The sequence below is a fragment of the Pseudomonas sp. KBN10P06128 genome, assembly GCF_037574945.1.
In the GTDB taxonomy this organism is placed as follows: Bacteria; Pseudomonadota; Gammaproteobacteria; order Pseudomonadales; family Pseudomonadaceae; genus Pseudomonas; species Pseudomonas aeruginosa.
The window spans coordinates 3,205,115-3,229,782 of sequence record NZ_JBBELR010000001.1; the positions used below are offsets into that span (position 1 = coordinate 3,205,115).

The 24,668-nt window shown below is 67.9% G+C and carries 26 protein-coding genes; 13 read left to right on the forward strand and 13 right to left on the reverse strand.

Going from position 1 to position 24,668, the window contains the following annotated elements; all coding sequences use genetic code 11:
- The first annotated feature begins 3 nt into the window (after positions 1 to 3).
- Positions 4 to 1,017 carry a LacI family DNA-binding transcriptional regulator gene (locus tag VQ065_RS15295; RefSeq protein ID WP_003119158.1) on the forward strand — a complete coding sequence of 338 codons (1,014 nt, stop codon included), beginning with the start codon at positions 4 to 6 and terminating at the stop codon, positions 1,015 to 1,017.
- 53 nt (positions 1,018 to 1,070) lie between these two features.
- The gene (gene rbsK, locus VQ065_RS15300; protein ID WP_003088307.1) at positions 1,071 to 1,997 is read left to right on the forward strand and encodes a ribokinase; all 927 of its coding nucleotides are present in this window, start codon (positions 1,071 to 1,073) and stop codon (positions 1,995 to 1,997) included.
- 133 nt (positions 1,998 to 2,130) lie between these two features.
- On the opposite strand, the gene VQ065_RS15305 is transcribed toward rbsK, so the two are convergent.
- From VQ065_RS15305 to pnuC, 8 genes are all read right to left on the reverse strand, one after another.
- A complete protein-coding gene (locus tag VQ065_RS15305) occupies positions 2,131 to 3,396 on the reverse strand; it encodes a transporter (RefSeq protein WP_003088309.1) in 1,266 nt (421 codons plus the stop codon).
- Positions 3,397 to 3,456: 60 nt separating this feature from the next.
- Complete coding sequence (locus tag VQ065_RS15310) at positions 3,457 to 4,209, reverse strand: hypothetical protein (protein ID WP_003088312.1); 753 nt, start codon at positions 4,207 to 4,209, stop codon at positions 3,457 to 3,459.
- 13 nt (positions 4,210 to 4,222) lie between these two features.
- Complete coding sequence (locus VQ065_RS15315; protein WP_003088315.1) at positions 4,223 to 4,903, reverse strand: C39 family peptidase; 681 nt, start codon at positions 4,901 to 4,903, stop codon at positions 4,223 to 4,225.
- Positions 4,904 to 4,964: 61 nt separating this feature from the next.
- Positions 4,965 to 5,987, reverse strand: coding sequence for a hypothetical protein (locus VQ065_RS15320; protein WP_003088317.1), 1,023 nt, complete (start codon positions 5,985 to 5,987; stop codon positions 4,965 to 4,967).
- 56 nt (positions 5,988 to 6,043) lie between these two features.
- Positions 6,044 to 6,613, reverse strand: a complete 570-nt coding sequence (locus tag VQ065_RS15325) for a hypothetical protein (RefSeq protein ID WP_003088318.1) — start codon at positions 6,611 to 6,613, stop codon at positions 6,044 to 6,046.
- A complete protein-coding gene (locus tag VQ065_RS15330; protein ID WP_003088320.1) occupies positions 6,610 to 7,101 on the reverse strand; it encodes a hypothetical protein in 492 nt (163 codons plus the stop codon). Before VQ065_RS15330 ends, VQ065_RS15325 begins: the two co-directional genes overlap by 4 nt.
- Before the next feature lie 302 nt (positions 7,102 to 7,403).
- Complete coding sequence (locus VQ065_RS15335; protein WP_003088322.1) at positions 7,404 to 7,931, reverse strand: AAA family ATPase; 528 nt, start codon at positions 7,929 to 7,931, stop codon at positions 7,404 to 7,406.
- Positions 7,928 to 8,503, reverse strand: a complete 576-nt coding sequence (gene pnuC, locus VQ065_RS15340) for a nicotinamide riboside transporter PnuC (RefSeq protein WP_003088324.1) — start codon at positions 8,501 to 8,503, stop codon at positions 7,928 to 7,930. Before pnuC ends, VQ065_RS15335 begins: the two co-directional genes overlap by 4 nt.
- Positions 8,504 to 8,784: 281 nt before the next feature.
- On the opposite strand from pnuC, the gene VQ065_RS15345 reads away from it, so the two are divergent.
- Together VQ065_RS15345 and VQ065_RS15350 are read left to right on the forward strand one after the other, a co-directional pair.
- Positions 8,785 to 9,618, forward strand: coding sequence for an undecaprenyl-diphosphate phosphatase (locus tag VQ065_RS15345; RefSeq protein WP_003088326.1), 834 nt, complete (start codon positions 8,785 to 8,787; stop codon positions 9,616 to 9,618).
- A gap of 71 nt (positions 9,619 to 9,689) precedes the next feature.
- Positions 9,690 to 10,406, forward strand: coding sequence for a DUF1294 domain-containing protein (locus VQ065_RS15350; RefSeq protein ID WP_003132686.1), 717 nt, complete (start codon positions 9,690 to 9,692; stop codon positions 10,404 to 10,406).
- Positions 10,407 to 10,416: 10 nt separating this feature from the next.
- On the opposite strand, the gene VQ065_RS15355 is transcribed toward VQ065_RS15350, so the two are convergent.
- Positions 10,417 to 11,352: a LysR substrate-binding domain-containing protein gene (locus VQ065_RS15355; protein ID WP_003088330.1), complete on the reverse strand. Its 936-nt coding sequence runs from the start codon at positions 11,350 to 11,352 to the stop codon at positions 10,417 to 10,419.
- A gap of 147 nt (positions 11,353 to 11,499) precedes the next feature.
- Here VQ065_RS15355 and azoR2 point away from each other — a divergent pair, with 147 nt between their 5' ends.
- Complete coding sequence (gene azoR2 / locus VQ065_RS15360) at positions 11,500 to 12,108, forward strand: FMN-dependent NADH-azoreductase AzoR2 (protein ID WP_003088332.1); 609 nt, start codon at positions 11,500 to 11,502, stop codon at positions 12,106 to 12,108.
- A 106-nt stretch (positions 12,109 to 12,214) separates the two neighbouring features.
- Positions 12,215 to 12,481 (forward strand): hypothetical protein, encoded by a 267-nt coding sequence (locus VQ065_RS15365; protein WP_003088334.1) that lies wholly within the window; start codon positions 12,215 to 12,217, stop codon positions 12,479 to 12,481.
- 85 nt (positions 12,482 to 12,566) lie between these two features.
- Here VQ065_RS15365 and VQ065_RS15370 read toward each other — a convergent pair whose 3' ends face one another.
- Positions 12,567 to 14,156, reverse strand: a complete 1,590-nt coding sequence (locus tag VQ065_RS15370; RefSeq protein WP_003111315.1) for an ABC-F family ATPase — start codon at positions 14,154 to 14,156, stop codon at positions 12,567 to 12,569.
- A 304-nt stretch (positions 14,157 to 14,460) separates the two neighbouring features.
- On the opposite strand from VQ065_RS15370, the gene VQ065_RS15375 reads away from it, so the two are divergent.
- Complete coding sequence (locus VQ065_RS15375; RefSeq protein WP_003088486.1) at positions 14,461 to 14,796, forward strand: hypothetical protein; 336 nt, start codon at positions 14,461 to 14,463, stop codon at positions 14,794 to 14,796.
- A 128-nt stretch (positions 14,797 to 14,924) separates the two neighbouring features.
- The gene (locus tag VQ065_RS15380; RefSeq protein WP_003088488.1) at positions 14,925 to 15,296 is read left to right on the forward strand and encodes a 5-carboxymethyl-2-hydroxymuconate Delta-isomerase; all 372 of its coding nucleotides are present in this window, start codon (positions 14,925 to 14,927) and stop codon (positions 15,294 to 15,296) included.
- Positions 15,297 to 15,316: 20 nt separating this feature from the next.
- On the opposite strand, the gene VQ065_RS15385 is transcribed toward VQ065_RS15380, so the two are convergent.
- Positions 15,317 to 15,817, reverse strand: a complete 501-nt coding sequence (locus VQ065_RS15385) for a hypothetical protein (RefSeq protein WP_003088490.1) — start codon at positions 15,815 to 15,817, stop codon at positions 15,317 to 15,319.
- A 184-nt stretch (positions 15,818 to 16,001) separates the two neighbouring features.
- On the opposite strand from VQ065_RS15385, the gene VQ065_RS15390 reads away from it, so the two are divergent.
- Both VQ065_RS15390 and VQ065_RS15395 read left to right on the forward strand, forming a co-directional pair.
- Entirely contained in the window at positions 16,002 to 16,235 is a 234-nt protein-coding gene (locus VQ065_RS15390; RefSeq protein ID WP_003088492.1) for a hypothetical protein, read from the forward strand.
- Between the two features lie 91 nt (positions 16,236 to 16,326).
- Complete coding sequence (locus tag VQ065_RS15395; protein ID WP_003088494.1) at positions 16,327 to 16,674, forward strand: I78 family peptidase inhibitor; 348 nt, start codon at positions 16,327 to 16,329, stop codon at positions 16,672 to 16,674.
- 66 nt (positions 16,675 to 16,740) lie between these two features.
- Here VQ065_RS15395 and VQ065_RS15400 read toward each other — a convergent pair whose 3' ends face one another.
- Both VQ065_RS15400 and brnQ read right to left on the reverse strand, forming a co-directional pair.
- Positions 16,741 to 16,980: a hypothetical protein gene (locus VQ065_RS15400; RefSeq protein WP_003088496.1), complete on the reverse strand. Its 240-nt coding sequence runs from the start codon at positions 16,978 to 16,980 to the stop codon at positions 16,741 to 16,743.
- 235 nt (positions 16,981 to 17,215) lie between these two features.
- Positions 17,216 to 18,529: a branched-chain amino acid transport system II carrier protein gene (brnQ, locus tag VQ065_RS15405; protein WP_003088499.1), complete on the reverse strand. Its 1,314-nt coding sequence runs from the start codon at positions 18,527 to 18,529 to the stop codon at positions 17,216 to 17,218.
- A gap of 526 nt (positions 18,530 to 19,055) precedes the next feature.
- Between brnQ and VQ065_RS15410 the strand changes: the two genes are divergently transcribed.
- From VQ065_RS15410 to VQ065_RS15420, 3 genes are all read left to right on the forward strand, one after another.
- Positions 19,056 to 20,759, forward strand: a complete 1,704-nt coding sequence (locus VQ065_RS15410) for a phosphoethanolamine transferase (RefSeq protein WP_003088501.1) — start codon at positions 19,056 to 19,058, stop codon at positions 20,757 to 20,759.
- 76 nt (positions 20,760 to 20,835) lie between these two features.
- The gene (pqqF, locus tag VQ065_RS15415) at positions 20,836 to 23,163 is read left to right on the forward strand and encodes a pyrroloquinoline quinone biosynthesis protein PqqF (protein ID WP_044059439.1); all 2,328 of its coding nucleotides are present in this window, start codon (positions 20,836 to 20,838) and stop codon (positions 23,161 to 23,163) included.
- 259 nt (positions 23,164 to 23,422) lie between these two features.
- Entirely contained in the window at positions 23,423 to 24,625 is a 1,203-nt protein-coding gene (locus tag VQ065_RS15420) for a porin (RefSeq protein WP_340080423.1), read from the forward strand.
- The last annotated feature ends 43 nt before the right edge of the window (positions 24,626 to 24,668 follow it).

A 24,668-nucleotide genomic window follows, 5' to 3' on the forward strand; every position in this document is an offset into this window, starting at 1 on the left:
ACGATGGCGACAATGAAGGACGTGGCGGCGATGGCGGGGGTTTCCTTCACCACCGTATCGCATGTGGTGAACAGGACGCGGCCGGTCAGCGACGCGGTGCGCAAGAAGGTCGAGGACGCCATCGCGCAGCTGCACTACGTGCCCAGCGCGGTGGCGCGCTCGCTGAAGGTGCGCACCACCTCGATCATCGGCTTGCTGGTGCCGAACAGTACCAACCCGTATTTCGCCGAGCTGTCGCGGGGCATCGAGGATTGCTGCGAGCGCAACGGCTACTGCGTGATCCTCTGCAACTCCGACGACAACCCGCAGAAGCAGGCCAACTACCTGCGCGTGCTCCAGGAGAAACGCATCGACGGCCTGGTCCTGGCGTCCGCCGGCGGCGACGGCGCGCTGGCCAAGGGACTGGCGAACATGCGCACGCCGACCGTGATCGTCGACCGCGAGGTGGAAGGCGTGGAAGCCGACCGGGTGCAGATCGACCATGAGATGGGCGCCTACCTGGCGACCCGCCACCTGCTCGAACTGGGCCATCGCGACATCGCCTGCATCGGCGGGCCGCTGTCGACCAAGGTCTCGACGCTGCGGGTCGAGGGCTACCGGCGGGCGATGGCCAAGGCCGGCCTGGAGGTGCGTCCGCAGTGGCTGCTGGAAAGCGAGTTCAGCAGCCCCGGCGGCTACCACGCGGCGCTCGGCCTGCTGGGCGGCGAGGGCGAGCGACCGACGGCGATCGTCGCCGGCAACGACATGATCGGCATCGGCGTGCTGCGCGCCGCGGCGGAGCTGAATATCAGGGTGCCGCACGAACTGTCGGTGATCGGCTTCGACGATATCGAGCTGAGCCGCTTCGTGTTTCCCGCCTTGACCACCGTGGGCCAGTCGATCCGCCTGCTCGGCGAGATCGCCGCGCAACTGCTGCTGCAACGCATCGCCGAGCGCGAGGAGCCGATGCAGCGGCGGGTGGTGGCGCCGGCGCTGGTCCTGCGCGAATCCACCGCGCCGCCGCTGGTGCGGGTCTGAACCGGGCGCCGGGGGCGCCCTCGCTAGAGAGAGGCTGGAACAAGGACGCAACGATGCAAGCGAAAGTACTGGTGGTGGGCAGCCTGAACATGGACCTGGTAGTGCGCGCGCCGCGCCTGCCACGGGGCGGCGAGACCCTCGCCGGGCAGTCCTTCACCACCATTCCCGGCGGCAAGGGCGCCAACCAGGCGGTCGCCGCGGCGCGTCTCGGCGCTGGGGTGGCGATGATCGGCTGCCTTGGCGACGATGCCTACGGCGACCAGCTGTACCGTGCGCTACAGGCCGAGGGCATCGACTGCCAGGGCGTCGAGCGGGTGGCCGGGGAGTCCAGCGGGGTGGCGCTGATCGTGGTCGACGACAGCAGCCAGAACGCCATCGTCATCGTCGCCGGCGGCAACGGCCACCTGTCGCCGGCCGTGCTGGCGCGCCACGAACACTTGCTGGAGCAGGCGCAGGTGGTGGTCTGCCAGCTGGAAAGCCCGCTGGAGACGGTTGGTCATGTGCTGCGCCGGGCCCATGCGCTGGGCAAGACGGTGATCCTCAACCCGGCGCCGGCCACCCGCGACGTGCCGGCGGACTGGCTGCCGCTGGTGGACTACCTGGTCCCCAACGAGACCGAAAGCGAACTGCTCTGCCGCCTGCCGGTGGACTCCCTGGAGAGCGCCGGACGTGCCGCCGAGCGCCTGCGCGAAATGGGCGCCGGCAGGGTGATCGTCACCCTCGGCGCCCAGGGCGCCCTGCTGGTGGGCGAGGGGCGGGTCGAGCATTTCCCGGTGGCGCGGGTCAAGGCGCTGGATACCACGGCGGCCGGCGACACCTTCGTCGGTGGCTTCGCCGCGGCCCTTGCGCGCGGCCTCGACGAGGCGGCGGCGATCCGCTTCGGCCAGGCCGCCGCGGCGATCTCGGTGACCCGCCTCGGCGCGCAGACCTCGATCCCCTCGCGCGAGGAAGTCGAGCGGGCGCTCGCTGGCGAGGCTTGAGAGGGACGGAGCCGTTGCTACCGGCGGATAACGCCTGCGGCGTTATCCGCCCTGCGCAGCTAGGCGAGGATCGCTCCCAGGCTCACGCATCCCTTCGAGGGGTAAGGCATGCCCAGGCTCGAACGGTGGCCCCTCAGAAGTAGTAGGGGAATTTCACGCCGAAGGTGAAGTCCGGCGCGTCCGGAGTGATGCCGATGGACAGGCTGGGCACGATGCTGAACCTGTTGCTCACCGCATAGGTCATGCCCAGGCCGAAGTAGCCGGCGTTGGCGTCGCTGCCGCTGACGGTCTGCCAGCTCTGGCCGTCCTGCTTGACCTTGCTCTTCTGGCTGATCAGTTCGGAGAAGGAGAACGACATGCTCATCTTCTCGTTCAGCGCGAAGGCCACGCCGACGCCGAGCTGGAACCAGTTGCCGAGCTTGACCTTGCCGCCGGTCTTCACGCCTTGCTGCGGGTTGATGTCGTCGAACGACTCTTCGAAGTTGTAGGTATACGACAGGCTGCCGAACAGCACCGCCGGGTCCACCGTCTTCACCAGCGAGATGCCCGGGGTGATCGACCAGACGCCGTTGCCGGTGGGCAGGTCGTCGGGCACGTTGAGGTTGTTGTTGCCCGGTACCTGCTTCAGCTTGATGCCGTAGGGATCCTTGCCGGTGGGCGCCTTGACCCGCAGGCTGACCACCGCGTCCGGGGTGCTCTCGCTTTCGTCGAGGAACTTGTAGGCGACGCCGAAGCTGACGTCGCCCAGGCGTGGGTCGCCGGTCACCGATTTCTCGGTGATCTGCGAGGTCGAGCCGCCGGCGCCGGCGGACTGGTAGGTCGATTCGCGATAGACCACCGGGGCGTTGATATCCACCTGCCAGCGCTGGTTCCAGTTGTAGCGGCCGGTCAGGTCGAGGGTCCAGATGTCGGCATCGATCTGGTCCACGCCGATGTTGCCGAGGAAGATCGAGTCCAGCGCCAGGAAGCCGTTGAGGAACAACTGGCGGGTGTCGTAGTGGCTGTAGGTGAGGCCGGTCTCCAGGCTGAAGGTGCCGCCGCCGAAGAAGCCGCTGGCGTCCTGGTAGATGTTTTCCACGCTGGGCGCGGGCGCGCCATCGTCCTTGAGGCTGGCGCCGTAGGTGCCGGCGACCGCGTTGGCGTCGTTGCGCGCCTGCGCCGGCGGCTGGATCGACTTGACCAGGCGTTGCGGCTGCGGCGCCTGGGGTTGCGCCTCGACCTGGCGCACGCGCTGTTCGAGGACCATCAGGGCGTTCTGCTGGGCCTCGTAGCGTTGGCGCAGCTCCAGGAGTTCCTTCTTCAGCGCCTCGACCTCGGATTCCGTCGCGGCCTGCGCCAGGAACGGGGAAACCAGGGTGGTGGCGCAGAGGACAGCTCGCAGCGAGAGTGTCTGGGTCATGTTTGCCGTTCCGTTTTTATGGCCTTCCGATAGCACAGTGATTTCAGACTAGATCAACTTTCAGTAGCCGCTGGGGCGCAGCGCGCGCAATTGCTCCCAGGCGCAATTCAGTGCCGGATCGGCGCCCGGCCGGTCCTTGAGCATCACCTCGAGCGCCGCCAGGTTCTGCACCAGGTTGCGGTTTCCGCTGAGCGCCACGCTCTGCACCAGGCCGCCGGCGCCGAGGCTTTGCAGGCTGGCGCCCTGGCCGCTGGCCTGGATCGCCAGTTGCAGGGCGCCGCCGTTCGGCGTGACCTTCACCGTGCCGGTCTCGCCGCTGAGGGCGAGCGCACCTTCCAGCGGCGTGCCGCCCGGCAGTGGCGGCGGCGCCTTGCCGTGGCGGACCTCGATGCTGACGCCATTGCTGGCGCTGTTGTGGTCGCCGGCGGTGCGGATGCTCTGGCTGACCCCCTGGGTCTGCGCCAGTCCGGCGCCGCCGAGGACCTGGCCGTTGCCGGCGACGGGTGGCGGGGCGTCGCCTGGCCGATCGACCAGGGTGACGTTGAGGACCGGGCGCGCCAGGTTCTGCCGCACCTGCAGGTCGACGCGTGCGCCGAGGACCTGGCCGCTGGCGTTCTGCCAGGTGCTGCTCATGGTCACCCCGAAGCTGACGATCCGCCCCGGCAGCACGTAGCGCCCGCGCAACTGGGAAAGCTCCTGGTCGCTCAGTTCGGCGGGGGCGAAGAGGTCGCTGGCGGGGGCGGGCAGCGCAGCGCCCAGGCAGCAGGCGAGGACGAAGCAGTGGTGCGGGTACATGGCGTGCTCCCGGAGCATCCGGCTCCTGCGATCAGAAGAAATCGCTCTGGATGAAGCCGAACTCCATCAGTTCGGCGTCCCTGACCGGTTTGAAGCGGTCCAGGCGATGGCGCGCGGTCAGCGGTTCGGGCGGCGTCAGCAGCGGATTGCCGCGGTCGTATCCCTGGCCGATCACGGCGAAGACGATGCCGTTCCAGCCCTTGGCGAACTCTGTCAGCGCGTAGCGTTTGTGCCCCAGCGCCGGGTCACCCACGTACACGTACTCGCCCTGGGTGCGTTGCAGGACGACGAAGTGCTTGTAGCCGCGGATTTCCATCAGCACGATGGCGGGGATCTTCAGTTGTTCCAGTTGCGCCGCCTCGATCCGGTAGCCGCGCGCGCGCATGCCCATGGATTCGACGTAGCGCTTCATGTCGAGCATGGAGAAGCCCTGGGTGCGGACGATCTCCGGGTCGGCGTGGGCGAGCATGCCCTGGATCACCGCCTGCTCGTCGAGCGGGGCGCCGTAGGCCTTCTCCAGGATGGTCGCGAGGGCCGCGGCGCCGCAGCTGAAATCGGTCTTCTGCTCGACCAGGTCGGCGAAGCGCCGCTCGCGGATGCTCTGCACCTGCTTGTAGACCAGGCCGCCGCCGGGCAGGGCGGGAAAGCCGAGGGTCGCCGCCTGGGCGGTGAGGTCGACGAGCAGCAGCAGGGAAAGGATGAGCGTGCGCATGGCCGGTTCCTGTGTCGGATGGAAAAGGGTTCCGGCTGGCGCCGGAACCCCTGGGCCAGGATCAGAAGCCAAGGCTCTCGCCACCGGCCGGGCAACTGCTGCAACCGGCGGCGATGGACAGGGAGTTGCTCTGCTGGTTGCCGCCACCGGCGGCGATGTTCACCCCGACGTTGCCCGAGACGTTCTGCAACGAGTTGCTCAGGCTGGCGTTGTTGGTGACCGGGGTCTTGAAGCCGACGATCGCCGGGATGAAGCCGGATACCGTGCCTTTCAGGTCGACGTCGCCCTTTTCCTTGAAGGCGAACGCGCCGCCGTCGTGGTTCAGGTCCTTGGCGCCCTGGGCCTGGCTGTCCACGTCGATGTGGCCGGTATTGCTGCCGCCCGGATGGGTCTGGCCTTCCCAGGTGTCGAGGTAGACGTTGCCGATCTGGTCGGAGGTGCCCTTGTAGCTGCCGTCGGCGTTCAGCTTCAGCGACACGTAGGTGCCGCCATAGGCGTAGTTGGCGCTGTTGACGGTGGTGTTGCCGGTGGAGGTCTGCGACGCGGCGCTACCGGCAGTGCTGTACTGGCCGTTGGAGACGGCGGCGGCCAGGTCGTTCTTCTGCTGGTTGAAGTTGCCGGCGGCGACGTTGACGCCCAGGTTGCCCGAGACGTTGTTGGCCGAGTTGCTCAGCGATGCGGTGTTGGGGTTGGAGTAGTTGTTCAGCGTATTGCCGTAGCCGCTCTGCAGCACGCTGGTGCTGGCGGTCGCGGTGCCGAACACGAAGCTGGCGTCGGCGCTGGCCAGCGCGGCGGCGTTGGCCTGCTGGTTGTTGTCGCCGGCGGCGACGTTGACCCCGACGTTGCCCGAGGCATCCTTGATCGAGCCGCTCACCGAGGCATTGTTCACCGTGCCGAAGTTGCTGACCTTGTTGTTGTAGTTCTGCTGCGTATCCACCACCAGGGCCGTGGCTCCGCCCTTGTTGTTCGACTGCGGGTTGGGTTTCGGCGGGTGCCAGCCACCTTCGTTTCCGGCGTAGGCCGATACCGACAGCACTGCAGCCATTGCCAGGGCCAGCGGGGTCAGGACCATAGTCGCTTTCATGGCGTTTCTCCTTGCATTTCTGTGCTTAGTGTTGGGCTTGTGTTGGCTTGGCAGAGTCATTCCATGACCCTGACGCTGAGGGTGTTCATCGACTGATTGCCCACCCCAGCGCTCTGGTTCACCTGCACCACGCCGCTGCTCCCGGCGAAGGCGCGATCGTCCGTCGAGACGCTGCGTCCTCCCGGGACCGGAGTGGCCGAACCGGAGACTTTGGTCAGCGCCACGCTTTGCGCGAGAACGCTGTCATCCAGGCTTTCCGGGCCGTTGCTGACGTTCAGCCGGAAGGCGTTGATCTGTTGGTTGCCGAGGCCGGCGCCCTGGTTGACGCCGAGGATGCCGCTGCCGCGCAGCGCCGCCCCCGAGATGCTGGCGCTGGCCGCGATCGGCTGGCTGGCGTCGAGTTGCAGATGCTGGCGCTGGTCGTTGCCGACGAGGGCCGCGGAGCCGACCGCGACGACACGAACGTTGCTCTGTTGCTGGGCGTCGCCGGCGGCCTGGTTGAGGGCGAAGTTGCCGCGGTAGGTGCCGCTGGCATCGATGCTGGCGCGATTGCGTGAGGCCAGCGGGTCGGCCTGGAGCGACGCGATACAGGCGAAGGCGAGGAGGAGGGCGGACAGGCGCTTCATTGACCACCCCCGAGCATCTGCAGCGGCGCCAGGCCCTGCTTGAGGCTGCCGTTGATCTGCCCGGCGAGGCCGGCGCCGGCGCCGCCTCCCGCGCCGTGGGTGGTGCCGACGTTGCCGACGGCCTGGACCGTCGCCGGGTTCGCCGGCTGGTTGGCGAAACCCGGCAGGGCGCCACCGGGGAGAATCATGCTGCGAATCCCGGAACCGCTGGTCACGATGGCGAAGTCGGCATCGCCCAGTTCGCGGCTCACGGTATTGCCGCTGGCCGCCCCGTTGGCGAGGGCGTTGACCTCGGCGGAGACGTTGGTGTCGACGACGGTGGGATGTGGGTCGGGCACCATGCTCGGACGGTAGGCGACCCGTGGCTGGACCTGGCGCTGGACGACGATCGTGCCGTCCGCCGCATGCGCGGGCGGGAGGTTCGCCGGCACGGAGCCGACGATGACCAGCAGCGCTGGAACGACGATGCGTAGCGAACTCCCCGACATGATGGCGCTTCCTTCGTTGGCGCTGAGCCCTAATCAGCGTTGGCAGGGAGCGAGCATGGGGCGTGCCGGTTTTGCGCTTTCCTTGTCCATCAAGGACTTGGCCGTGAGTGCCGGGGGAACCTGGCGGACAGTGTTGCATCCGTGCAACAGCAGGCCCGCCAACCAGGGGGCGAAGCCTGCTGGGGACGCGCCTGGAGCTGTTTCAGCGCCGAGACAGCTTTCCGCGGTGCCGTCGCGAAACGCTCTGCGCCAAGGCCCGGACCGCGCTGGCGGTGTATCGGCGGCGTGACAGGGCCGGCCCGTCAGCCGTCCCGGAGCAGCCCTTGCACTGCGGCGAAAGCCTGGCGCCGGCGCTCGGCCCAGTCGCCGGCGATGGCGCGGTAGGGCTGCCGATGCCGCTCCAGCCAGGCTTGGCATTCGCGGTGGAAGGCCTGGCGCTGCGCCAGTTCCGGCTGGCAGCGCTGGCCGTCGGCGCTCCAGGCCACGCCCTCCGGCGAGAGCAGCAGGTGCAGGTCGTAGCGCCGCCGCAGCAGGGCGGGTTCGAGCCAGTCCGGGCAGGCGCCGAAGAGAATCCGGCTCCAGAGGATGTTGCTCAGCAGGTGGGTATCGAGGATCAGCAGCGCCGGCCGCTCCGCGCGGGCGGCATCCTCCCAGGCCAGTTGCCCGCGGGCGATGGCGGGGATGTCGGCGTAGCAGGTGTCGCGGCGCTGTTCGTCGATGAAGTGGCGGACGTACTCGCCGACCACCCGGCCGCCGAAGCGGGCCTGGAGCTGCTCCGCAAGCCAGCTCTTGCCGCTGGATTCGGGCCCGGTGAGTACCAGCACCTTCATGCGGCGACGCCCTCGCGTAATGCCGGGTCGCGGCGCCAGGTCCGCCAGCCGTGGATCGCCAGCAGGGTGAAGAGGGCGTAGAGGGCGGCGGTCAGGTACAGCGCCTTGCTGGCGAAGAGCGCCACGAACAGCACGTCCACGGCGATCCACAGGGCCCAGCATTCCAGGCGCTTCTGCGCCATCCAGCATTGCGCCACCAGGCTGAAGGCGGTCAATCCGGCGTCCCACCAGGGACTGGCGGCATCGGTGTGGTTGGCCATCAGGTAACCGAGCGCGACGCTGCCGACCAGGCCCGCACCGAGCCCGTAGAGGCGCTGCGCGGCGTTCAGGCGGCTCACCGAGCGGCCGTCGTGGTCCTGCCCGCCGCGGGTCCACTGCCACCAGCCATAGAGCTGTAGCGCCGCGTAGACCATTTGCAGGAGCATGTCCGAATAAAGCTTCACCTCGAAGAATATCCAGGCGTAGAGCGCCACCATCACCAGTCCGATGGGCCAGCACCAGGGATTCTGGCGGACGGTCAGGTAGACGGCGATGGCGCCGAGCGAAGCGGCGAAGAGTTCAAGGGGTGACACGGAAGGCCCTCATGCGACGAGGACGCATTGTAGCGAATGTATCCGGCGCTTCGCGAAGGCCTGGGAAAAAGGGGGGCGCGGACGGATTCGTTCGGACGCCGGCCGGCAACAATTCCAAGATTCTTTGCCGGCCGCTCTGGTAGCATGCCCGCCGGTTTCGACTTCGGCAGTGGGGGAACTGGTCGGGTTCTTCGGAGTCGTAAGGCCTTCATAAAAGACGGCAAGTGTATCGCCGAGAACAACGAAAGCTCGTTCGGGACAGTAATAGAAGGGGGAGAAACATGGAGTGGTGGACTGCTTTCCAGGCGTTCATCCTGGGCGTCGTGGAAGGGCTGACCGAGTTCCTGCCGATTTCCAGCACCGGGCACCAGATCATCGTCGCCGACCTCATCGGCTTCGGCGGCGAACGCGCCAAGGCGTTCAACATCATCATCCAGCTGGCGGCGATCCTCGCTGTCGTCTGGGAGTTTCGTGGAAAGATCTTTCAAGTCGTCCGTGACCTGCCGAGCCAGCGCCAGGCCCAGCGTTTCACCGCCAACCTGCTGATCGCGTTCTTCCCGGCGGTAGTCCTCGGCGTCCTGTTCGCCGACCTGATCCACGAGTGGCTGTTCAATCCGATCACCGTCGCCCTGGCGCTGGTGGTGGGCGGGGTGGTCATGCTCTGGGCCGAGCGCCGGAAGCATGTGATCCACGCCGAACACGTCGACGACATGACCTGGAAGGACGCCCTGAAGATCGGCTGTGCCCAGTGCCTGGCGATGGTCCCCGGCACCTCGCGGTCCGGCGCGACCATCATCGGCGGCCTGCTGTTCGGCCTTTCGCGCAAGGCGGCCACCGAGTTCTCGTTCTTCCTGGCGATGCCGACCATGGTCGGCGCCGCGGTCTATTCCGGCTACAAGTATCGCGACCTGTTCCGCCCCGAAGACCTGCCGGTGTTCGCCGTCGGCTTCGTCACCTCGTTCGTCTTCGCCATGGTGGCGGTGCGTGCCTTGCTGAAGTTCATCGGCAACCACAGCTACGCGGCTTTCGCCTGGTATCGGATCGCCTTCGGGCTGCTGATCCTGGCGACCTGGCAATTCCACCTGATCGACTGGAGCACCGCCGGCGAAATGTGAGGCCCGGGAACCAGGTAAAAGGCGCGGCGCGAGCCGCGCTTTTTTTCGCCTGGCCGCCGCGGGTGGCTAGAATGCAGCGCGAAACGGGTAGCGAGCGAGTGGATATGGAAAAGCCGGGCATGATCAGCCGCTGGTACGACGACAAGGGCTTCGGCTTCATCCTGCCGAAGACCGGCGGGGAAGAAGTCTTCCTGCATATCTCCGCGTTCCGCGGCGACCGCCGTCCCCGCCAGGGCGACCAGGTGTGGTTTCTCGCCAGCCAGGATGCCCAGGGCCGTCTGCGCGCCGAGAGGGCGCGGCTGGACGCGCTGACCCTCGATCCGCCGACTGTCCGCCGTGGCGCCCAGGCGCCGGTGACGCGGGCCCAGGCGCGGCCGGCGCCGACTCCGCCGAGCGCGTTGCAGCGCCCGTTGGCGAAGCTGCTGGTCCTGCTGATCCTCTGCGTGCTGCCGGCCGCCGGCGCCTGGCGGATGTACCTGGACGGACAGGCCCTCTGGCCGCTGCTGGCCTATCCGCTGGCCAGCCTGCTCGCATTCGCCCTCTACTGGCAGGACAAGCGCAGCGCCGCACGCGGCGACTGGCGTACCCCGGAGGTCCGCCTGCACCTGTTCGAGCTGCTTGGCGGCTGGCCTGGCGCGCTGGTCGCGCAGCAGGCGTTCCGCCACAAGACCCGCAAGCTCTCGTTCCAACTGGTGTTCTGGGGCATCGTCCTGCTGCACCAGCTGTTCTGGCTCGACAGCCTGCTCGGCGGGCGCCTGTCCGCCGCGCTGTTGCAGTGGATCGGCTGAACGGCGCGGCTCACTCGCGGGCGCGGCGGTAGGCCGGGCCGGTCTCGCCCGAGGGGCGTTGCAGGGCTTCCACGAGAAAGTCGATCAAAGCACGGATCGCCGGAATCTGGCTGCTGCGCGGCAGGTAGGCGGCCTGCATGGTGCTTTTCGGCAAGGTCCACTGCGGCAGGATGCGCACCAGGCTGCCATCGGCCAGTTCCCTGTCGCAGTAGCCTTCGGGCAGCAGGGTGACGCCGAGGCCGGCCACGGCGGCTTTCTTGCGCAGGACGAAGTCGTCGACGCCCAGGCGCGGTTCGCGTTCCAACTGGTAGCGGCTGCCATCCGGCCCGATCAGGGTCGCGTGGACCTTGCGGTCGTTATGAATAGCGCCGAGGAAGGGCAGGTCTTCGAGGTCTTCCGGATGTTCCAGGCGATGCCCGGCGATCAGCGACGGGGCGGCGAGGATCTGCGTGGTCGCCGGAGCCAGGCGCCGGCAGACCAGCGCAGGGTCCTCGTCGCCGAGTTCGCGCACGCGCAGTGCCACGTCCACCCCTTCGTTGAGCAGGTCGACCCGGCGGTTGGTCAGGAGGATTTCCAGCTGGACCTGCGGGTGTCGTTCGAGAAACCGCGGCAACAGGTCGGCCAGGTTGCTCGAGGCCATGGCCACCGGTGCGGAAAGGCGCAGCCGGCCACGCGGCTCGACGCTCAGCTCGGCGATCACCTGTTCGGCCATCTCCGCTTCCAGCAGCAGGTTGCGGCAGTGCTGCAGGTAGCGTTCGCCGACCTCCGTGAGCACCAGCTTGCGTGTCGTGCGGTGCAGCAGGCGTACCTGGAGGCGTTCCTCCAGCTCGGCGATGCGCCGCGACAGGCGCGACTTGGGAATCCCCGTCTCGCGTCCGGCCGCGGCGAAGCCGCCGCATTCCACCACCTTGGCGAAGTAGTAGAGGTCGTTGAGGTCGTGGGGCATGCAGGCGCTCCGCTGGGGGAAAAACAGATTGTCCTATGTGTGGGACGAATAGTCATGTTTCTGCCGACTAATCGTCGATTGGCCTTGCCGGTAGGATGCAAACCACTCGATCGCCACACTGCGATCCCCCACTTTCAGGAGCGAGACATGAAACTTTTGCATATCGATTCCAGCATCCTCGGCGACGCCTCCGCTTCCCGCCAACTGAGCGCCGAGCTGGTCCAGGCCTGGCGGCAGAACGAAGACGGGCTTGACGTCACCTACCGCGACCTGGCCGCCGACGCGGTGGCGCATTTCTCCGCCCTGACCCTGGCCGCCGGCAGCACCCCGGCGGAGCTGCGCGATGCCGCGCTGAAGCATGAAGTCGCGGTGGGTGAAGAAGTGCTGGAAGAGTTCCTCGCCGCCGACGTCGTGGTCATCGGCGCGCCGATGTACAACTTCACCATCTCCAGCCAGCTCAAGGCCTGGATCGATCGCATCGCGGTCGCCGGCAAGACCTTCCGCTACACCGAGAACGGCCCGGTTGGCCTGGCCGGCGACAAGAAAGTGGTGATCGTCTCCACCGCCGGTGGCGTGCATGCCGGCCAGCCGACCGGCGCGGCCCACGAAGGCTACCTGCGCACCGTGCTGGGCTTCTTCGGCATCACCGATATCGAAGTGGTTCGCGCCGAAGGCCTGGCCTATGGCGAGGAGCCCCGCGCCCAGGCCATCGCCGCCGCCCGCCGGCAGATCGCCGGGCAGTTCGCCGCGGCCTGATCCCCGCGTCATCGGAAAACCCCGCTTCGGCGGGGTTTTCGCGTTGTGCGCAGCGGCGCGCTGCGTGTAGATTGGCCGGACAATTACAAGCACAAGGAACCGGCCTGTGAGCGCGTGTTACTGCCGCAACTGCGGCGCCCGAGCGACCCGTCTCGTCGAGAACGGCATCTGCGAAGCCTGCAAGCGGCGCTCGGACATCAATCCGAAGAACGTCCTGATCGCCGCCGCCCTGATCGTCTACATCGGGGTGAACGTGGCTGCCTACATCAAGGACCACCCGCCCCGCGAGCTGACCGCCGAACAGCGCGAGAAGATCGCCGAGGGCCAGCGCCTGGCGACCCGCGCGGCGATGATGGCCGGCTACGTCGACTGAGTCGCGCTCCCCATAGGCCCTGCGCGGCCATGCCGGAATGAAAAAGCCCCGCGGATGCGGGGCTTTTGCGTTGCGCGACGGGGACTCAGACGATCACGCCCTGGCTGCGCAGGTAGTCGTCGTAGCTGCCGCTGAAGTCGGTCACGCCGTTCTCGCCCAGCTCGATGATGCGGGTAGCCAGCGAGGAAACGAATTCGCGGTCGTGGCTGACGAAGATCAGCGTGCCCGGATAGTTGTCCAGCGCCAGGTTCAGCGCCTCGATGGACTCCATGTCCAGGTGGTTGGTCGGCTCGTCCATCACCAGCACGTTGGGACGCTTGAGGATCAGCCGGCCGAACAGCATGCGGCCCTGCTCGCCGCCGGAGATCACTTTCACCGACTTCTTGATCTCGTCGTTGGAGAACAGCATGCGGCCGAGGGTGCCGCGCACCAGTTGTTCGCCGCCCTGGGTCCACTGGGCCATCCAGTCGAACAGGCTCATGTCGTCGGCGAAGTCGTCGGCATGGTCCTGGGCGAAATAGCCGACGTCGGCGCTGTCGGTCCATTTCACCTCGCCGCCGTCCACCGGCAGGTCGCCGACCAGGCAGCGCAGCAGGGTGGTCTTGCCGATGCCGTTGGGGCCGATGATGGCGACGCGCTCGCCGGCCTCGACCTGCAGGCTCAGGCCCTTGAACAGCGGCTTGCCGTCATAGCCCTTGCTGATGTTTTCCACGGTCACCGCCTGGCGGTGCAGCTTCTTGTATTGCTCGAAGCGGATGAACGGGCTGACCCGGCTGGACGGCTTGACCTCTTCCAGCTGGATCTTGTCGATCTGCCGGGCGCGGCTGGTGGCCTGCTTGGCCTTGGAGGCGTTGGCCGAGAAGCGGCTGACGAAGGATTGCAGCTCGGCGATCTGCGCCTTCTTCTTGGCGTTGTCCGACAGCAGGCGCTCGCGGGCCTGTTCGGCGGCGGTCATGTACTCGTCGTAGTTGCCCGGGAACAGGCGCAGCTCGCCGTAGTCCAGGTCGGCCATGTGGGTGCAGACGCTGTTCAGGAAGTGGCGATCGTGGGAAATGATGATCATGGTGCTGTTGCGCGCGGTGAGCACGCCTTCCAGCCAGCGGATGGTGTTGATGTCCAGGTGGTTGGTCGGTTCGTCGAGCAGCAGCACGTCCGGGTCCGAGAACAGCGCCTGGGCCAGCAGCACGCGCAGCTTCCAGCCGGGGGCGACGGCGCTCATCGGGCCGAAGTGCTGCTCCAGCGGGATGCCCAGGCCGAGCAGCAGCTCGCCGGCGCGGGACTCGGCGGTGTAGCCGTCGAACTCGGCGAACTGGACTTCCAGCTCGGCCACCGCCATGCCATCTGCCTCGCTCATTTCCGGCAGCGAGTAGATGCGGTCGCGCTCGGCCTTCACCGCCCAGAGTTCCTCGTGGCCCATGATCACCGTATCGATGACGCTGAAGTCCTCGTAGGCGAACTGGTCCTGGCGCAGCTTGCCCAGGCGCACGTTGGGTTCCAGCATGACCTGGCCGGCGCTCGGCTCCAGGTCGTTGCCGAGGATCTTCATGAAGGTCGACTTGCCGCAACCGTTGGCGCCGATCAGGCCGTAGCGGTTGCCGTTGCCGAACTTGACGGAAACGTTCTCGAACAGCGGCTTGGCGCCGAACTGCATGGTGATATTCGCGGTGGAGATCAACTTCTTTACCTATAGAGGACTTACGCACGCCTGGACCGTGGCGATACCGGTCTGCTACCGGTTCTCGGCTTTCCGCTGCGCTCCATCTGGAGCATGGGTCGATCCTGCGGGCATTCGTGGAGTGCCGCAGCCAGCGTCATGACGTGGCTGTAGCGCGATGAAGGCGGGGTGTGATGCCTGGCATTCGGCGAATTGTCTCACAGGTGCGCCTGCCGTTGCATGACAGCGTACGCCGAAGCGGTTTTTCCCGCTGCCCGGCAGGTGGTAGAGTCCCGTCTTCCGCTCATCCGCAAAGGACTCCCCGATGAAGCCCGCTGTTCTCCCCGCGTTGTTGGTTCTGTCGCTGCTGGGCGGTTGCGGGGATTCATCGTCGGACGGAAAGGCCGCTTCCGAGCCGCTGGCGTTGCACTGCGGAGACTTCGGCAAACTCGAGGTGATCGACGGTTTTGCCAGTCTCAAGCTGCCCGACGGCAGCAGCGTCCAGTCGCTGGGCGGCGATGTCCGCAGCCTCGCCGATGGCCAGGCGCTGAGCGCGATTTCCTATAGCGACGGTTCGGTCCTGTACCGCCAGGCGGGCGACACGCCCGGCTACCTGTACACGCCGGCCAAGGGCCAGCGGCAGGCCTGCGAGACGCGCTGATCCGCGCCATCTACGCGCGGGCTTTCGCGGCCGCCGGGTTGACTGAGCCACGCAGGCGCAGGCCGGCTGTAGCATCGCTCGTCGAGCCGCTAGAATCCCGCTCCCCATTCCCCGCAAGGCCCGCCAGCATGCCGCATCTCGTCATCGAAGCCACTGCCAACCTCCGCCTCGAAACGTCCCCCGGCGAACTGCTGGAGCAGGCCAATGCCGCGCTGTTCGCTTCCGGGCAATTCGGCGAGGCGGACATCAAGTCGCGCTTCGTCACCCTGGAGGCCTACCGGCAGGGAACCGCGGCGGTCGAGCGCGCCTACCTGCATGCCTGCCTGTCGATCCTCGACGGGCGCGACGCGGCGACCCGCCAGGCGCTGGGCGAGTCGCTCTGCGAGGTGCTCGCCGGAGCGGTGGCGGGCGGCGGCGAGGAGGGCGTGCAGGTCAGCGTCGAAGTGCGCGAGATGGAGCGCGCCAGCTACGCCAAGCGCGTCGTCGCCCGGCAGCGCTGAGAGACTGGCGCGCGCCTGGCTCAGATCCAGGCGTTCAGCGTCGCGCCGGCCTGCGTCGGGTCCTCTTGCCGTCCCGGCGCCTGGCCGTTCTGCATGGCGATCATCTCGCGCATGCGTTCGCCGATGCCTTTCTCCACCTGTTCGCGTTTCTCCGGCGGCATCGCGTCCAGTTCCTCCTCGGTCAGGCCGAGGCTCTTCAGGACCTGCTCGCGCATCCGCTCGGCAGGCGATTTCTGCATGTACTCCTTGAACTCGTCATAGGCCGACTTGCCTTCGCTGGCGCCGGCAGGGGCATTCGCCTGGTTCTGCTTCAGCGTCAGGTTCAGCTTCGCGAAACCCTCGTCCAGGGCCTGGCGGGCGGACTCCGTGGCGGGATCGGCGGCCTCGTTGCGCAATGGCGTGCCGAGGGCGGGGCGCGGTTTCAACAGATCGCCGTTGCCGATCTCGGTGCTGGCTTGCCGCTGGTTGTTCGGGTAACGCGCAGACCAGCCGGAAAGGCTGGCGGGACCGATGCTGTTCATGACCTGCCTCCATGGAAATGAATGACCGCCGCTCCGTCGCAAGGGCCGTGCCAGGTCGCCGAACCCCGCGCCAGAGGGCTCGGCGCATGGCGCAGGGCGGGGCGGAGGCAAGCGCTTGCCGCGAACGGCAACGGCGTTCCGCGGTTAGAATGTCCGGCTTGTGCAGCAGGTTGCGAAGAGAGCCATGACCGACACTCCCGACGATCGAACCGGAGAGGCCTCCGGCCTGTCGAAGCGCCAGGCATTCCATCGGCAGCACCGGCAACGGGCGGAGGAAGAGGCGCGGCGCCTGCTCGACGCCCGCGCCGAACAGGGCGGCCGTTGGCTGGATTGGGTCGCGGGCCAACTCTACCTCCTGCGTCCGCCGGAGTACGCGGCCATGGTGCGTCGCGAACTGCAGCGCCTGAGCGGCGACTGAAGCTGGCGAATTTGTCAGCGCGGATTGCAGTTTCGCCAGGAAACCCATGCCACTGGTAAGGTGGCGATCCCAGAAGATCAGAGGAGGCGGTATGCCTTTGAAGCAGTTTTCCAGTGCACTCGTTCTCGCGGCCCTGCTCGCCGGTTGCAGCAGCAACGGCGACAGCCCGTCCACCGAAGGCGCCAGCGTAGCTACCGGCAGCGCCAGCGCGCCCGCGGCCACCCCGGCAGCGGACGGCCGTTGCGATGCCAATGCGGTGCAGGCCTATGTCGGCAAGCAGGCTTCCGCGGCCATCGTCGAGGAGGCCCGCCGCGCCGCCGGAGCGGAAGTCGCCCGGGCGCTGCGCCCGCACGATGCGGTGACCATGGACTACAACCCGCGCCGGCTGAACATCGATGTCGACGACACGCTGGTGATCAAGCGCCTGTCCTGCGGCTGACCGTCCAGCCCCGAATACGAAGAAGCCCCGCATCGCGGGGCTTTCTCTTGGCCGTTCGAAAAGGCCTCAGATGGCGGTACTGCGTAGGGCGGCGTTGGACTGGCTGACGGCGGTTTGCGGTTTTTCCTCGAGAATTGCCTGACGCTTGGCCTGGTATTCCTCGAACGACAGGCTGCGCCGGGCCAGGTCTTCCAGCGCCAGTTGCCTGACCTCGTCGCTGCTGTACGGGCGAGAGGGGTTGTAGTCGCTGGCGCAGCCGGCGAGGGCGAGGGAGAACAACAGTACGCTGATGAGTGCCTTGGCCATGACCGGCTCCTGGATTCGCTTTCCTGGGGGAATGGTCGAAAGGCTAACAACCGCGCCGCTGCGCTAGAAATCATCCCGCTCGATAGTGCTTATTCGTTCGGCTGAACGCGGGAAGAAGCGCTGCCGGCGGCGGCAGGCGCCAGCCGGGCCGTGGGGCGGACGCCGCGATTGGCGCCGCCCGCCGGCATGTCCCGCGCTCGGCCGGGAGAACAAGCGGCAGGCCGCTGGGGCCTGCTCAGGCGGCGACTTGCGCAGGCTTGCCCAGCAGGCGGTCGACCAGGCTACAGGCGGCGAGAGTGGCGACCGAGGGGATCAACCAAGCCAGGCCCTGTTCGGCCAGCGGCAGGTGCAGCAGCCATTGCGGGAAGTCCTGGCCCAGGCCCGCCGCCTTCAGGGCATCGAGCACGCCGAACGCCAGGGAAACCAGCATCACCGGGGCGAGGATGCGCGTCGCCGAATGCCAGAGGCCGATGCAGAAGCTCAGCGCCACCAGCACGATGCACGGCGGATAGATCGCGGTGAGCACCGGGATCGAGACCTGGATCAGCTTGGTCAGGCCGAGGTTGGAAACGATGAAGGAGAACCCTGCCAGGATGATCACCAGGCTGCGGTAGGACAGCGGCAGGCGCTGGCAGAAGTACTCGGCGCAGGCGCAGGTCAGGCCGACCGCGGTGACCAGGCAGGCCAGCGCGATAAGTCCCGCCAGGAACGAGCTGCCGAGGCTGCCGAAGGTATGCTGCACGTAGGCATGCAGGACCGCCGCGCCGTTGCTGGCGTCGGCGGCGATGGCATGGCTGCCGGCGCCGAGCCGGAACAGGCTGACGTAGACCAGCACCAGGCCGACGCCGGCGATCAGCCCGGCGACGATGGCATAGCGGGTGATCAGCCGCGGCGACTGCACGCCGCGGGAACGGATGGCGTTGACGATGACGATGCCGAAGACCAGCGCGGCGAGGGTGTCCATGGTCAGGTAGCCGTTGACGAAACCCTGGGAGAACGCGGCCTGGGTGTACTCCGGCTGGGCCGTGCCGATCGGGCCGGCGGGCCAGAGGAAGGCGGCGACGCCGAGAATCGCCAGGGCGAGGATCTTCAGCGGGGCGAGGAAGCGTCCGACGGTGTCCAGCAGGCGACCGGGGTAGAGGGAGATGGCCAGGGCCAGAAGGAAGTACGCCAGGCTGTAGACGAACAGCGCCGTGCCGCTCTCGCCGAGCAGCGGCACCACGCCGACCTCGAAGGACACCGTGGCGGTGCGCGGAATGGCGAACAGCGGGCCGACCGCCAGGTAGCAGACCGCCGCCAGCAGGCCGCCGGCATACCTGCCGATCGGATGGCTGAGGGCGTCGACCGAACCGCCGACCTTGGCCAGGGCGATCACGGTGATCACCGGCAGCCCCACCGCGGTGATCAGGAAGCCCAGCGTCGCCAGCCACACATGGGGGCCGGACTGCAAGCCGACGATGGGCGGGAAGATGATGTTGCCGGCCCCGACGAACAGGGCAAAGGTCATAAAACCAAGCGCCAGGATGTCCCGGCCTTTCAAAGCGTTCATGCTGGAGAGGTACCGCGCTGCTCGAGGAAATTCACAGAAGGGTTTCCCGGGGGGTAGGGGAAACGGCACTCATCTGGATGGGACGAGCAGGGGAGGCGGCCGCTGTCCTTGTGGGAGCCGGGCCGGAAACTTGGCATGCTAACGAAAATGCCGGGGTCGCGGGATAGACATTGGTCTGGCTGTCCTTTTGTTGAAAAACGACGTCGCAATCAGAACAGTCCGTAGGCGCCAGCGCCGGAGCGCTCCGCGCTCCTTGCCGCTTGCTGTCTTCCGCCTGCGTCGGCGGCGCCATGCGGGGGGTATGCCGGCGAACCCGGAAAACGCCCGGAAAGCTTCCCGCGAACTTTTTGTAATCCGGCTGAAAGCCCCGGAACACAAGGGCTGCGGCGCTTCTGAAGGGTTACGTTTTCTGTAGGTATTCTTCACGAAAGATTGACGGATCGCCGAGCAGACTGCCGCCGTCGTCGAGTGCTGCCAGGGGCAACGCTGCGCACGGCAACCCGGAAGTCAGTGAAGATCCGTGCCCATGTCGAAAGCCCGCGCCGTCCGTCCCGAACTGCTGACCCTGCTGGTCAGCCTCGCCTTCCTGCTGTTCTACAACCTGCCGCTGTGGCAACGCCTGCTGGCGATCACCCCGGCGGGCTGGCAGGGCCTCGGCATGATGCTGGCGGTCGGCCTGATGATCGCCGCGATCTTCAACCTGGCGCTGACCCTGCTGGCGTTCCGCTGGCTGCTCAAGCCGGCGCTGACCCTGCTGATCCTGGCGGCCGCCGGTACCACCTACTTCATGACCCAGTACGGCGTGCTGATGGACGTCGGCATGCTGCGCAACGTCATGCAGACCAACCCGGCCGAGGTCGCCGACCTGCTTTCGCCGAAGCTCGCCGTCTACCTGGCGTTGCTTGGCGCGCTGCCGGTCTGGCTGCTGTGGCGCACGCCGGTGCGCTACCGGCCGTGGCCACGCGAGCTGCTGAGCAAGCTGCTGGTGGCGCTCGCCTGCCTGGCCCTGCTCGCCGGGGTGGCGCTGGCCAATTACCAGGGGCTGTCCTCGCTGTTCCGCAACAACAAGGAACTGCGCCTGCAGGTCACCCCGAGCAACCTGGTCGGCGCCGCCATCGGCTACGCCAAGGGCCAGGCCCAGGCCGCCAGCCAGCCGCTCCGGCCGATCGCCGTCGATGCCCGGCGCGCCGCCCTGTGGCAGGGCCATGCGCGCAAGTCGCTGACCGTGCTGGTGGTGGGCGAGAGCGCGCGGGCACAGAACTTCAGCCTCAACGGCTACGCTCGCGAGACCAACCCGCGGCTGAAGGCCGAGGAGGGCCTGATCAACTTCTCCAACGTGCACTCCTGCGGTACCGAGACCGCGGTGTCGGTGCCCTGCATGTTCTCCAACCTGGGCCGCGCGGACTACAGCGACGCTCGCGCGCGCACCCAGGAAGGCCTTCTCGATGTGTTGCAGCGCGCAGGCCTGCGGGTCCTGTGGCGGGACAACCAGTCCGGCTGCAAGGGCACCTGCGACCGCGTCGCCTTCCAGGACCTGAGCGAGAGCAAGGATCCGGCCCTGTGCGCCGGCGGCGAGTGCCATGACGAGATCCTCCTGCGCGACTTGCAGGCCTTCATCGACGGGCTGCAACAGGACACCGTGCTGGTCCTGCACCAGATGGGCAGCCACGGCCCGGCCTACTTCAAGCGCTATCCCAGGGAGTACGAGAAGTTCACCCCGGTCTGCGCCAGCAACGACTTCAGCGCCTGCTCGCGGGACAGCATCATCAACGGCTACGACAACACCCTGCTGTACACCGACCACGTGCTGGCCAGCCTGATCGACCTGCTGCGCAAAAACGAAGAGCGCATCGATACCGGCATGCTCTACCTCTCCGACCATGGCGAGTCGCTCGGCGAGTACAACCTCTACCTGCATGGCACGCCTTACCTGCTGGCGCCGGACCAGCAGAAGCACGTCGGCATGCTGGCCTGGTTCTCGCCTGGCTACCAGAGCGCCTTCGGCCTCGACAGTGGCTGCCTGCGCCAGCGCAGCGACGAGGAGCTGTCCCAGGACAACCTGTTCCACTCGATGCTCGGCCTGCTGGAAGTGCGCACCGGCGCCTACGATCCTGGCCTCGACCTGTTCGCCCCGTGCCGTGCGCCGGAGGTCCTGCAGGCGCTCAAGGCCGACGGCGGACGGGCGCTGTACTCCGAGGAAGCGTCTGGCCAGGAGCCGCCGGCTTCCTGATACGACCCGGCGAAAGGACTATTTCCTTCGCCTCGCGGAAGGGTAAGGTTCAGCCTCGGAACCCGCGAGGACGCCCATGGATCGCCACGCCCAACACCACCCCAGGAGCCGCGCCTGCGTGCTGCCCAACGGCCTGCGCCTGCACCTGGCGCATGATCCGGCGGCATCGCGCGCCGCTGCCTGGCTGCGGGTGGCGGCGGGCAGCCACGACGAGCCGAGCGCGCATCCCGGCCTGGCCCACTTCCTCGAGCACCTGTCGTTTCTCGGTGGCGCGGCGTTTCCCGGCGACGAGCGCCTGATGCCGTGGTTGCAGCTGCGCGGCGGCCAGGTCAACGCCAGCACCCGGGGCAGGACCACCGACTATTTCTTCGAGGTGACGGCGGAGCACCTTGGCGCCGGTCTGGCACGGCTGATCGACATGCTCGCCCGCCCCTTGCTGGACATCGATGCGCAACGGCGCGAGCGCGAAGTACTCGAGGCCGAATACCTGGCGCGCTCGGCCGACGAGCAGACCCTGATCGACGCAGCGCTGGCCCTCGGCCTGCCCGCCGGACACCCCCTGCGGCGTTTCGCTGCCGGGCGCCGCGACAGCCTGGCCCTGGAGAACGATGCGTTCCAGCGGGCCCTGCGCGAATTCCATGCCGCCCACTATCACGCCGGCAATTGCCAGCTATGGCTGCAAGGGCCGCAGGCACTGGACGAGCTGGAGAGGCTGGCGCAGCGTGCCTGCGCCGACCTACCGGGGCGCGCGCCAGGCGCGAGTCCGCCGCCGCCGCCGTTGCTGCCCTTCGCCGGCGAAGCGCTGGCGCTGCGCCTGCCGGGACCGCCGCGGCTGGTGCTGGGCTTTGCCCTCGACGCTTTGCGGGAGGCCGACGAACAGACCCTGCTGGCGTTCGCCGAATTGCTCGGCGATCGCTCGCCGGGCGGGTTGCTGGCGGCAATCGGCGAACAGGGCCTGGGCGAATCGGTGGCGCTGCGGGTGGTTCATCGGGACGCGCGGCAGGCGCTCCTGGCGTTGACCTTCGAACTGTTCGACGGCAGCGCGGCGGCGGCGCTGGAGGCGGCCTTTTTCGACTGGCTGGGCGCCCTGCGCGACGATGCCGCCAGCTTGCTGGCGGCGCGCCGGCCGTTGCTGGCGGAGCCCACTGCGCCGCTGGAGCGACTACGCCAGCGCGTTCTCGGCCTGCCGGCGGAGATTCGCCCGGCCTGCCTGGACGCGCTGCGCGCCGACCGCTGCCTGCGGCTGCACCTGGACGGCGAACTCGACGGCGCCGAAGCGCGCTGGTCGGCGGGCTTCCGCCTGAGCGTGGCGCCGGTTGCCGCAGCGCCGCCGCTGACCGCGCAGCGGCATGCCTGGCGCTTCGAACTGCCGTTGCCGCCCAGTGCCGCCGCCGAGGGCGCGCTGTTCCTGCGCTGGCGCTTTCCCGGTGTGCCCGCACGGTCACGCTTCCTGGCGCTGCGCCAGGCGTTGCGTCCGCTGTGCGGCCAGGCGCGCCTGGGGGGAGTGGAGATGGGCCTGGAGGCGCTCGGCGAAGACTGGTCGCTGAGCCTGCTCGGTCCGCGCGATCGCCTCGAGGCCGCCGTGCGCCCGGCCCTGGCCCGGCTCCTCGCGGCGCCGCCCGACTGGCGCGCAAACGGCGAGCGTCTGTCCTCTGCCGAGCGGCGCCGCAGCGCCACTGGCCTGCCGATCCGGCAGTTGCTGGACGCCTTGCCCGGCCTACTCGGCGAGCCGCTGGCGGAGGTCGACGACTGGCGGCGGACGCGCTGGGACGCCTTGGTCATGCAGGCCGCGATGCCAGATCCCCGATGGATGCCCGGCCAGGCTGCCGGCGAGCGCCTGGAGCCTATGCCGCCGAGGCCCGGACGGCATCGCCGCGAACTGGCCGTGGACGGCGAGTCGGCGTTGCTGCTGTTCTGCCCGCTGCCCTCGCCGGAGGTGCCGATGGAGGCGGCCTGGCGCTTGCTGGCGCGCCTGCACGAACCGGCCTTCCAGCGGCGCCTGCGCGACGAGCTGCAACTGGGCTACGCGTTGTTCTGCGGCTTCCGCGAGGTCGGCGCCCGGCGCGGCCTGCTGTTCGCCGCGCAATCCCCGCGTGCCTGCCCGGAACGCCTGTTGGAGCATATGGAGACCTTCCTCCAGCGCTCCGTCGAGGCGCTCGCGCAACTGCCGGCGCAACGCCTGGCCGGCCTGCGCGAAGCCCTCGCCGACGACCTGCGCCGAGCGCCGGGTAGCTTCGCCGAGCGAGCCCGGCGCGCCTGGGCGGAGCACCTTGGCGGTGGCGCCGGTCGCTCCCGGCTGCTCGCCGAGGCCGCCCTCGGCCTGAGCGGCGACGACCTGCTCGCGGCCCAGGCCCGGTTGCTGGAGGCGCGCGGCGGCTGGTGGGTGCTTTCCAGCCGGCGCTGAAGCGAGCCACGCGGTAACTCGACGACAGCCTTGCCGGCGTCACTGCGGCGTTAGGTCGAAAGCCGCGCTGCTTCGGTGGCGCTCCCGCCGCGACCAAGGTTGCGCTACCGCCGGAGGAGCGCTGCCCGCGCCTTGCGCAGCGGCACCCACGCCCACCATGAAGAAGCGTCGAAGCAGGCCCAAGGAAGCGTATGGCCGGGCTTTCCCGGTTTCGATAATCGGCTCCGCCACGACCGGCCCGGTCGTTTCACCTCGCGGAGTGCGCCATGAAAACAACACCGCCGTTCGCCGAATCCTGCCGCTGACCCTGGCCTCGCTGGGTGCCCTGGGCGGCCTGCAACCGGCCGCCGCCGATATCCTGCTGTACGACAAGGACGAGACCACCTTTTCCACCGACGGCTACTTCAATGCCTTCTACGTCAACAGCGACGTCGACCGCCAGGGCGAGACCTACGATCGCCGCCAGTCGCGGGTGAAGATGGGATTCCTGCCGAACTACATCGGCTTCAACTTCGGCAGGAAGATCGACGAGCTGAGCCTCGGCGGTCGCGCCTCCTTCTGGGTGACCATCAACGACAGCGAGACCGACGGCACCGATACCGCCATCGACGTCCGTCAGTTCTACGGCACGGTCGCCGGCGACTGGGGCGAGGTGCTGATCGGCAAGGACTTCGGCCTGTTCTCGCGCTCGAACATCTTCCTCGACGAACTGCTGGCCGGTTTCGGCAACCCCAGCGACACCCTCGGCCTGGTGGACGGCAAGGGCGTCTCCTTCGGCAACATCGGCACCGGCTATCCGTATCCGTTCCCCACCTCGCAGATCACCTACCGCAACAACGACCTGCTGCCCGGCCTGCGCATCGCCGTGGGCATCCTCGACCCGATCGACTCCAACCAGATCGACAAAGATGCCAGCGACGGCCTCGACGACAAGGCCTACCAGGACAACCCGCGCTACGAGAGCGAGGTCAGCTACCAGTTCGACCTGGCTGGGGCGCAGGTCTACAGCTGGATCAACGGCGGCTACCAGACTTCGAAGAACACCAGCGACAGCGTCGACAGCGTGACTTCCAAGGGGGTCGGCTATGGCTTGCAGGTGAAGATGGGCGGTTTCTCCGTGACCGGTTCGGGGTTCACCGCCAAGGGCATCAATCCCTTCTTCACCAACAACGCCGGCGAAGCCGCGCTGCGCGAGGTGGACAGCCGCGGCGCATTGCTGCAGGGCTCGTATTCATGGGGCAAGAACCGCCTGGCGCTGTCCTACGGCAAGACCGTCGACGACGGCAACGGCCTGGGTTCCGCGGCCGACTACGAGAGTCGCGGCATCGCCTATTTCCGCACGATCAACGACAACCTCAAGCTGGTCGCCGAGCTGAACCGCTACCGGATCGACGGGCGCGACGGTGCCGCGCTCGACGAGGACACCGACACCGTGGCCCTCGGCGCCGTACTGAACTGGTGATACCGCTACTTTCGAAGGACCCCGCCGCGACCCAAGTAGGATA

What these genes read in the sequence shown, in the direction of transcription:
- azoR2 (WP_003088332.1), top strand. Translation starts at nt 11,500, where the DNA reads ATGAAACTTTTGCATATCGATTCCAGCATCCTCGGCGACGCCTCCGCT.
- VQ065_RS15335 (WP_003088322.1), bottom strand. Translation starts at nt 7,931, where the DNA reads ATGAAGGTGCTGGTACTCACCGGGCCCGAATCCAGCGGCAAGAGCTGG.
- VQ065_RS15310 (WP_003088312.1), bottom strand. Translation starts at nt 4,209, where the DNA reads ATGCTCCGGGAGCACGCCATGTACCCGCACCACTGCTTCGTCCTCGCC.
- VQ065_RS15320 (WP_003088317.1), bottom strand. Translation starts at nt 5,987, where the DNA reads ATGAAAGCGACTATGGTCCTGACCCCGCTGGCCCTGGCAATGGCTGCA.
- pqqF (WP_044059439.1), top strand. Translation starts at nt 20,836, where the DNA reads ATGGATCGCCACGCCCAACACCACCCCAGGAGCCGCGCCTGCGTGCTG.
- brnQ (WP_003088499.1), bottom strand. Translation starts at nt 18,529, where the DNA reads ATGAACGCTTTGAAAGGCCGGGACATCCTGGCGCTTGGTTTTATGACC.
- VQ065_RS15410 (WP_003088501.1), top strand. Translation starts at nt 19,056, where the DNA reads ATGTCGAAAGCCCGCGCCGTCCGTCCCGAACTGCTGACCCTGCTGGTC.
- VQ065_RS15350 (WP_003132686.1), top strand. Translation starts at nt 9,690, where the DNA reads ATGCAGCGCGAAACGGGTAGCGAGCGAGTGGATATGGAAAAGCCGGGC.
- VQ065_RS15345 (WP_003088326.1), top strand. Translation starts at nt 8,785, where the DNA reads ATGGAGTGGTGGACTGCTTTCCAGGCGTTCATCCTGGGCGTCGTGGAA.
- VQ065_RS15330 (WP_003088320.1), bottom strand. Translation starts at nt 7,101, where the DNA reads ATGTCGGGGAGTTCGCTACGCATCGTCGTTCCAGCGCTGCTGGTCATC.
- VQ065_RS15390 (WP_003088492.1), top strand. Translation starts at nt 16,002, where the DNA reads ATGACCGACACTCCCGACGATCGAACCGGAGAGGCCTCCGGCCTGTCG.
- VQ065_RS15315 (WP_003088315.1), bottom strand. Translation starts at nt 4,903, where the DNA reads ATGCGCACGCTCATCCTTTCCCTGCTGCTGCTCGTCGACCTCACCGCC.
- VQ065_RS15385 (WP_003088490.1), bottom strand. Translation starts at nt 15,817, where the DNA reads ATGAACAGCATCGGTCCCGCCAGCCTTTCCGGCTGGTCTGCGCGTTAC.
- VQ065_RS15380 (WP_003088488.1), top strand. Translation starts at nt 14,925, where the DNA reads ATGCCGCATCTCGTCATCGAAGCCACTGCCAACCTCCGCCTCGAAACG.
- VQ065_RS15395 (WP_003088494.1), top strand. Translation starts at nt 16,327, where the DNA reads ATGCCTTTGAAGCAGTTTTCCAGTGCACTCGTTCTCGCGGCCCTGCTC.
- rbsK (WP_003088307.1), top strand. Translation starts at nt 1,071, where the DNA reads ATGCAAGCGAAAGTACTGGTGGTGGGCAGCCTGAACATGGACCTGGTA.
- VQ065_RS15305 (WP_003088309.1), bottom strand. Translation starts at nt 3,396, where the DNA reads ATGACCCAGACACTCTCGCTGCGAGCTGTCCTCTGCGCCACCACCCTG.
- VQ065_RS15325 (WP_003088318.1), bottom strand. Translation starts at nt 6,613, where the DNA reads ATGAAGCGCCTGTCCGCCCTCCTCCTCGCCTTCGCCTGTATCGCGTCG.
- VQ065_RS15355 (WP_003088330.1), bottom strand. Translation starts at nt 11,352, where the DNA reads ATGCCCCACGACCTCAACGACCTCTACTACTTCGCCAAGGTGGTGGAA.
- VQ065_RS15400 (WP_003088496.1), bottom strand. Translation starts at nt 16,980, where the DNA reads ATGGCCAAGGCACTCATCAGCGTACTGTTGTTCTCCCTCGCCCTCGCC.
- VQ065_RS15295 (WP_003119158.1), top strand. Translation starts at nt 4, where the DNA reads ATGGCGACAATGAAGGACGTGGCGGCGATGGCGGGGGTTTCCTTCACC.
- VQ065_RS15375 (WP_003088486.1), top strand. Translation starts at nt 14,461, where the DNA reads ATGAAGCCCGCTGTTCTCCCCGCGTTGTTGGTTCTGTCGCTGCTGGGC.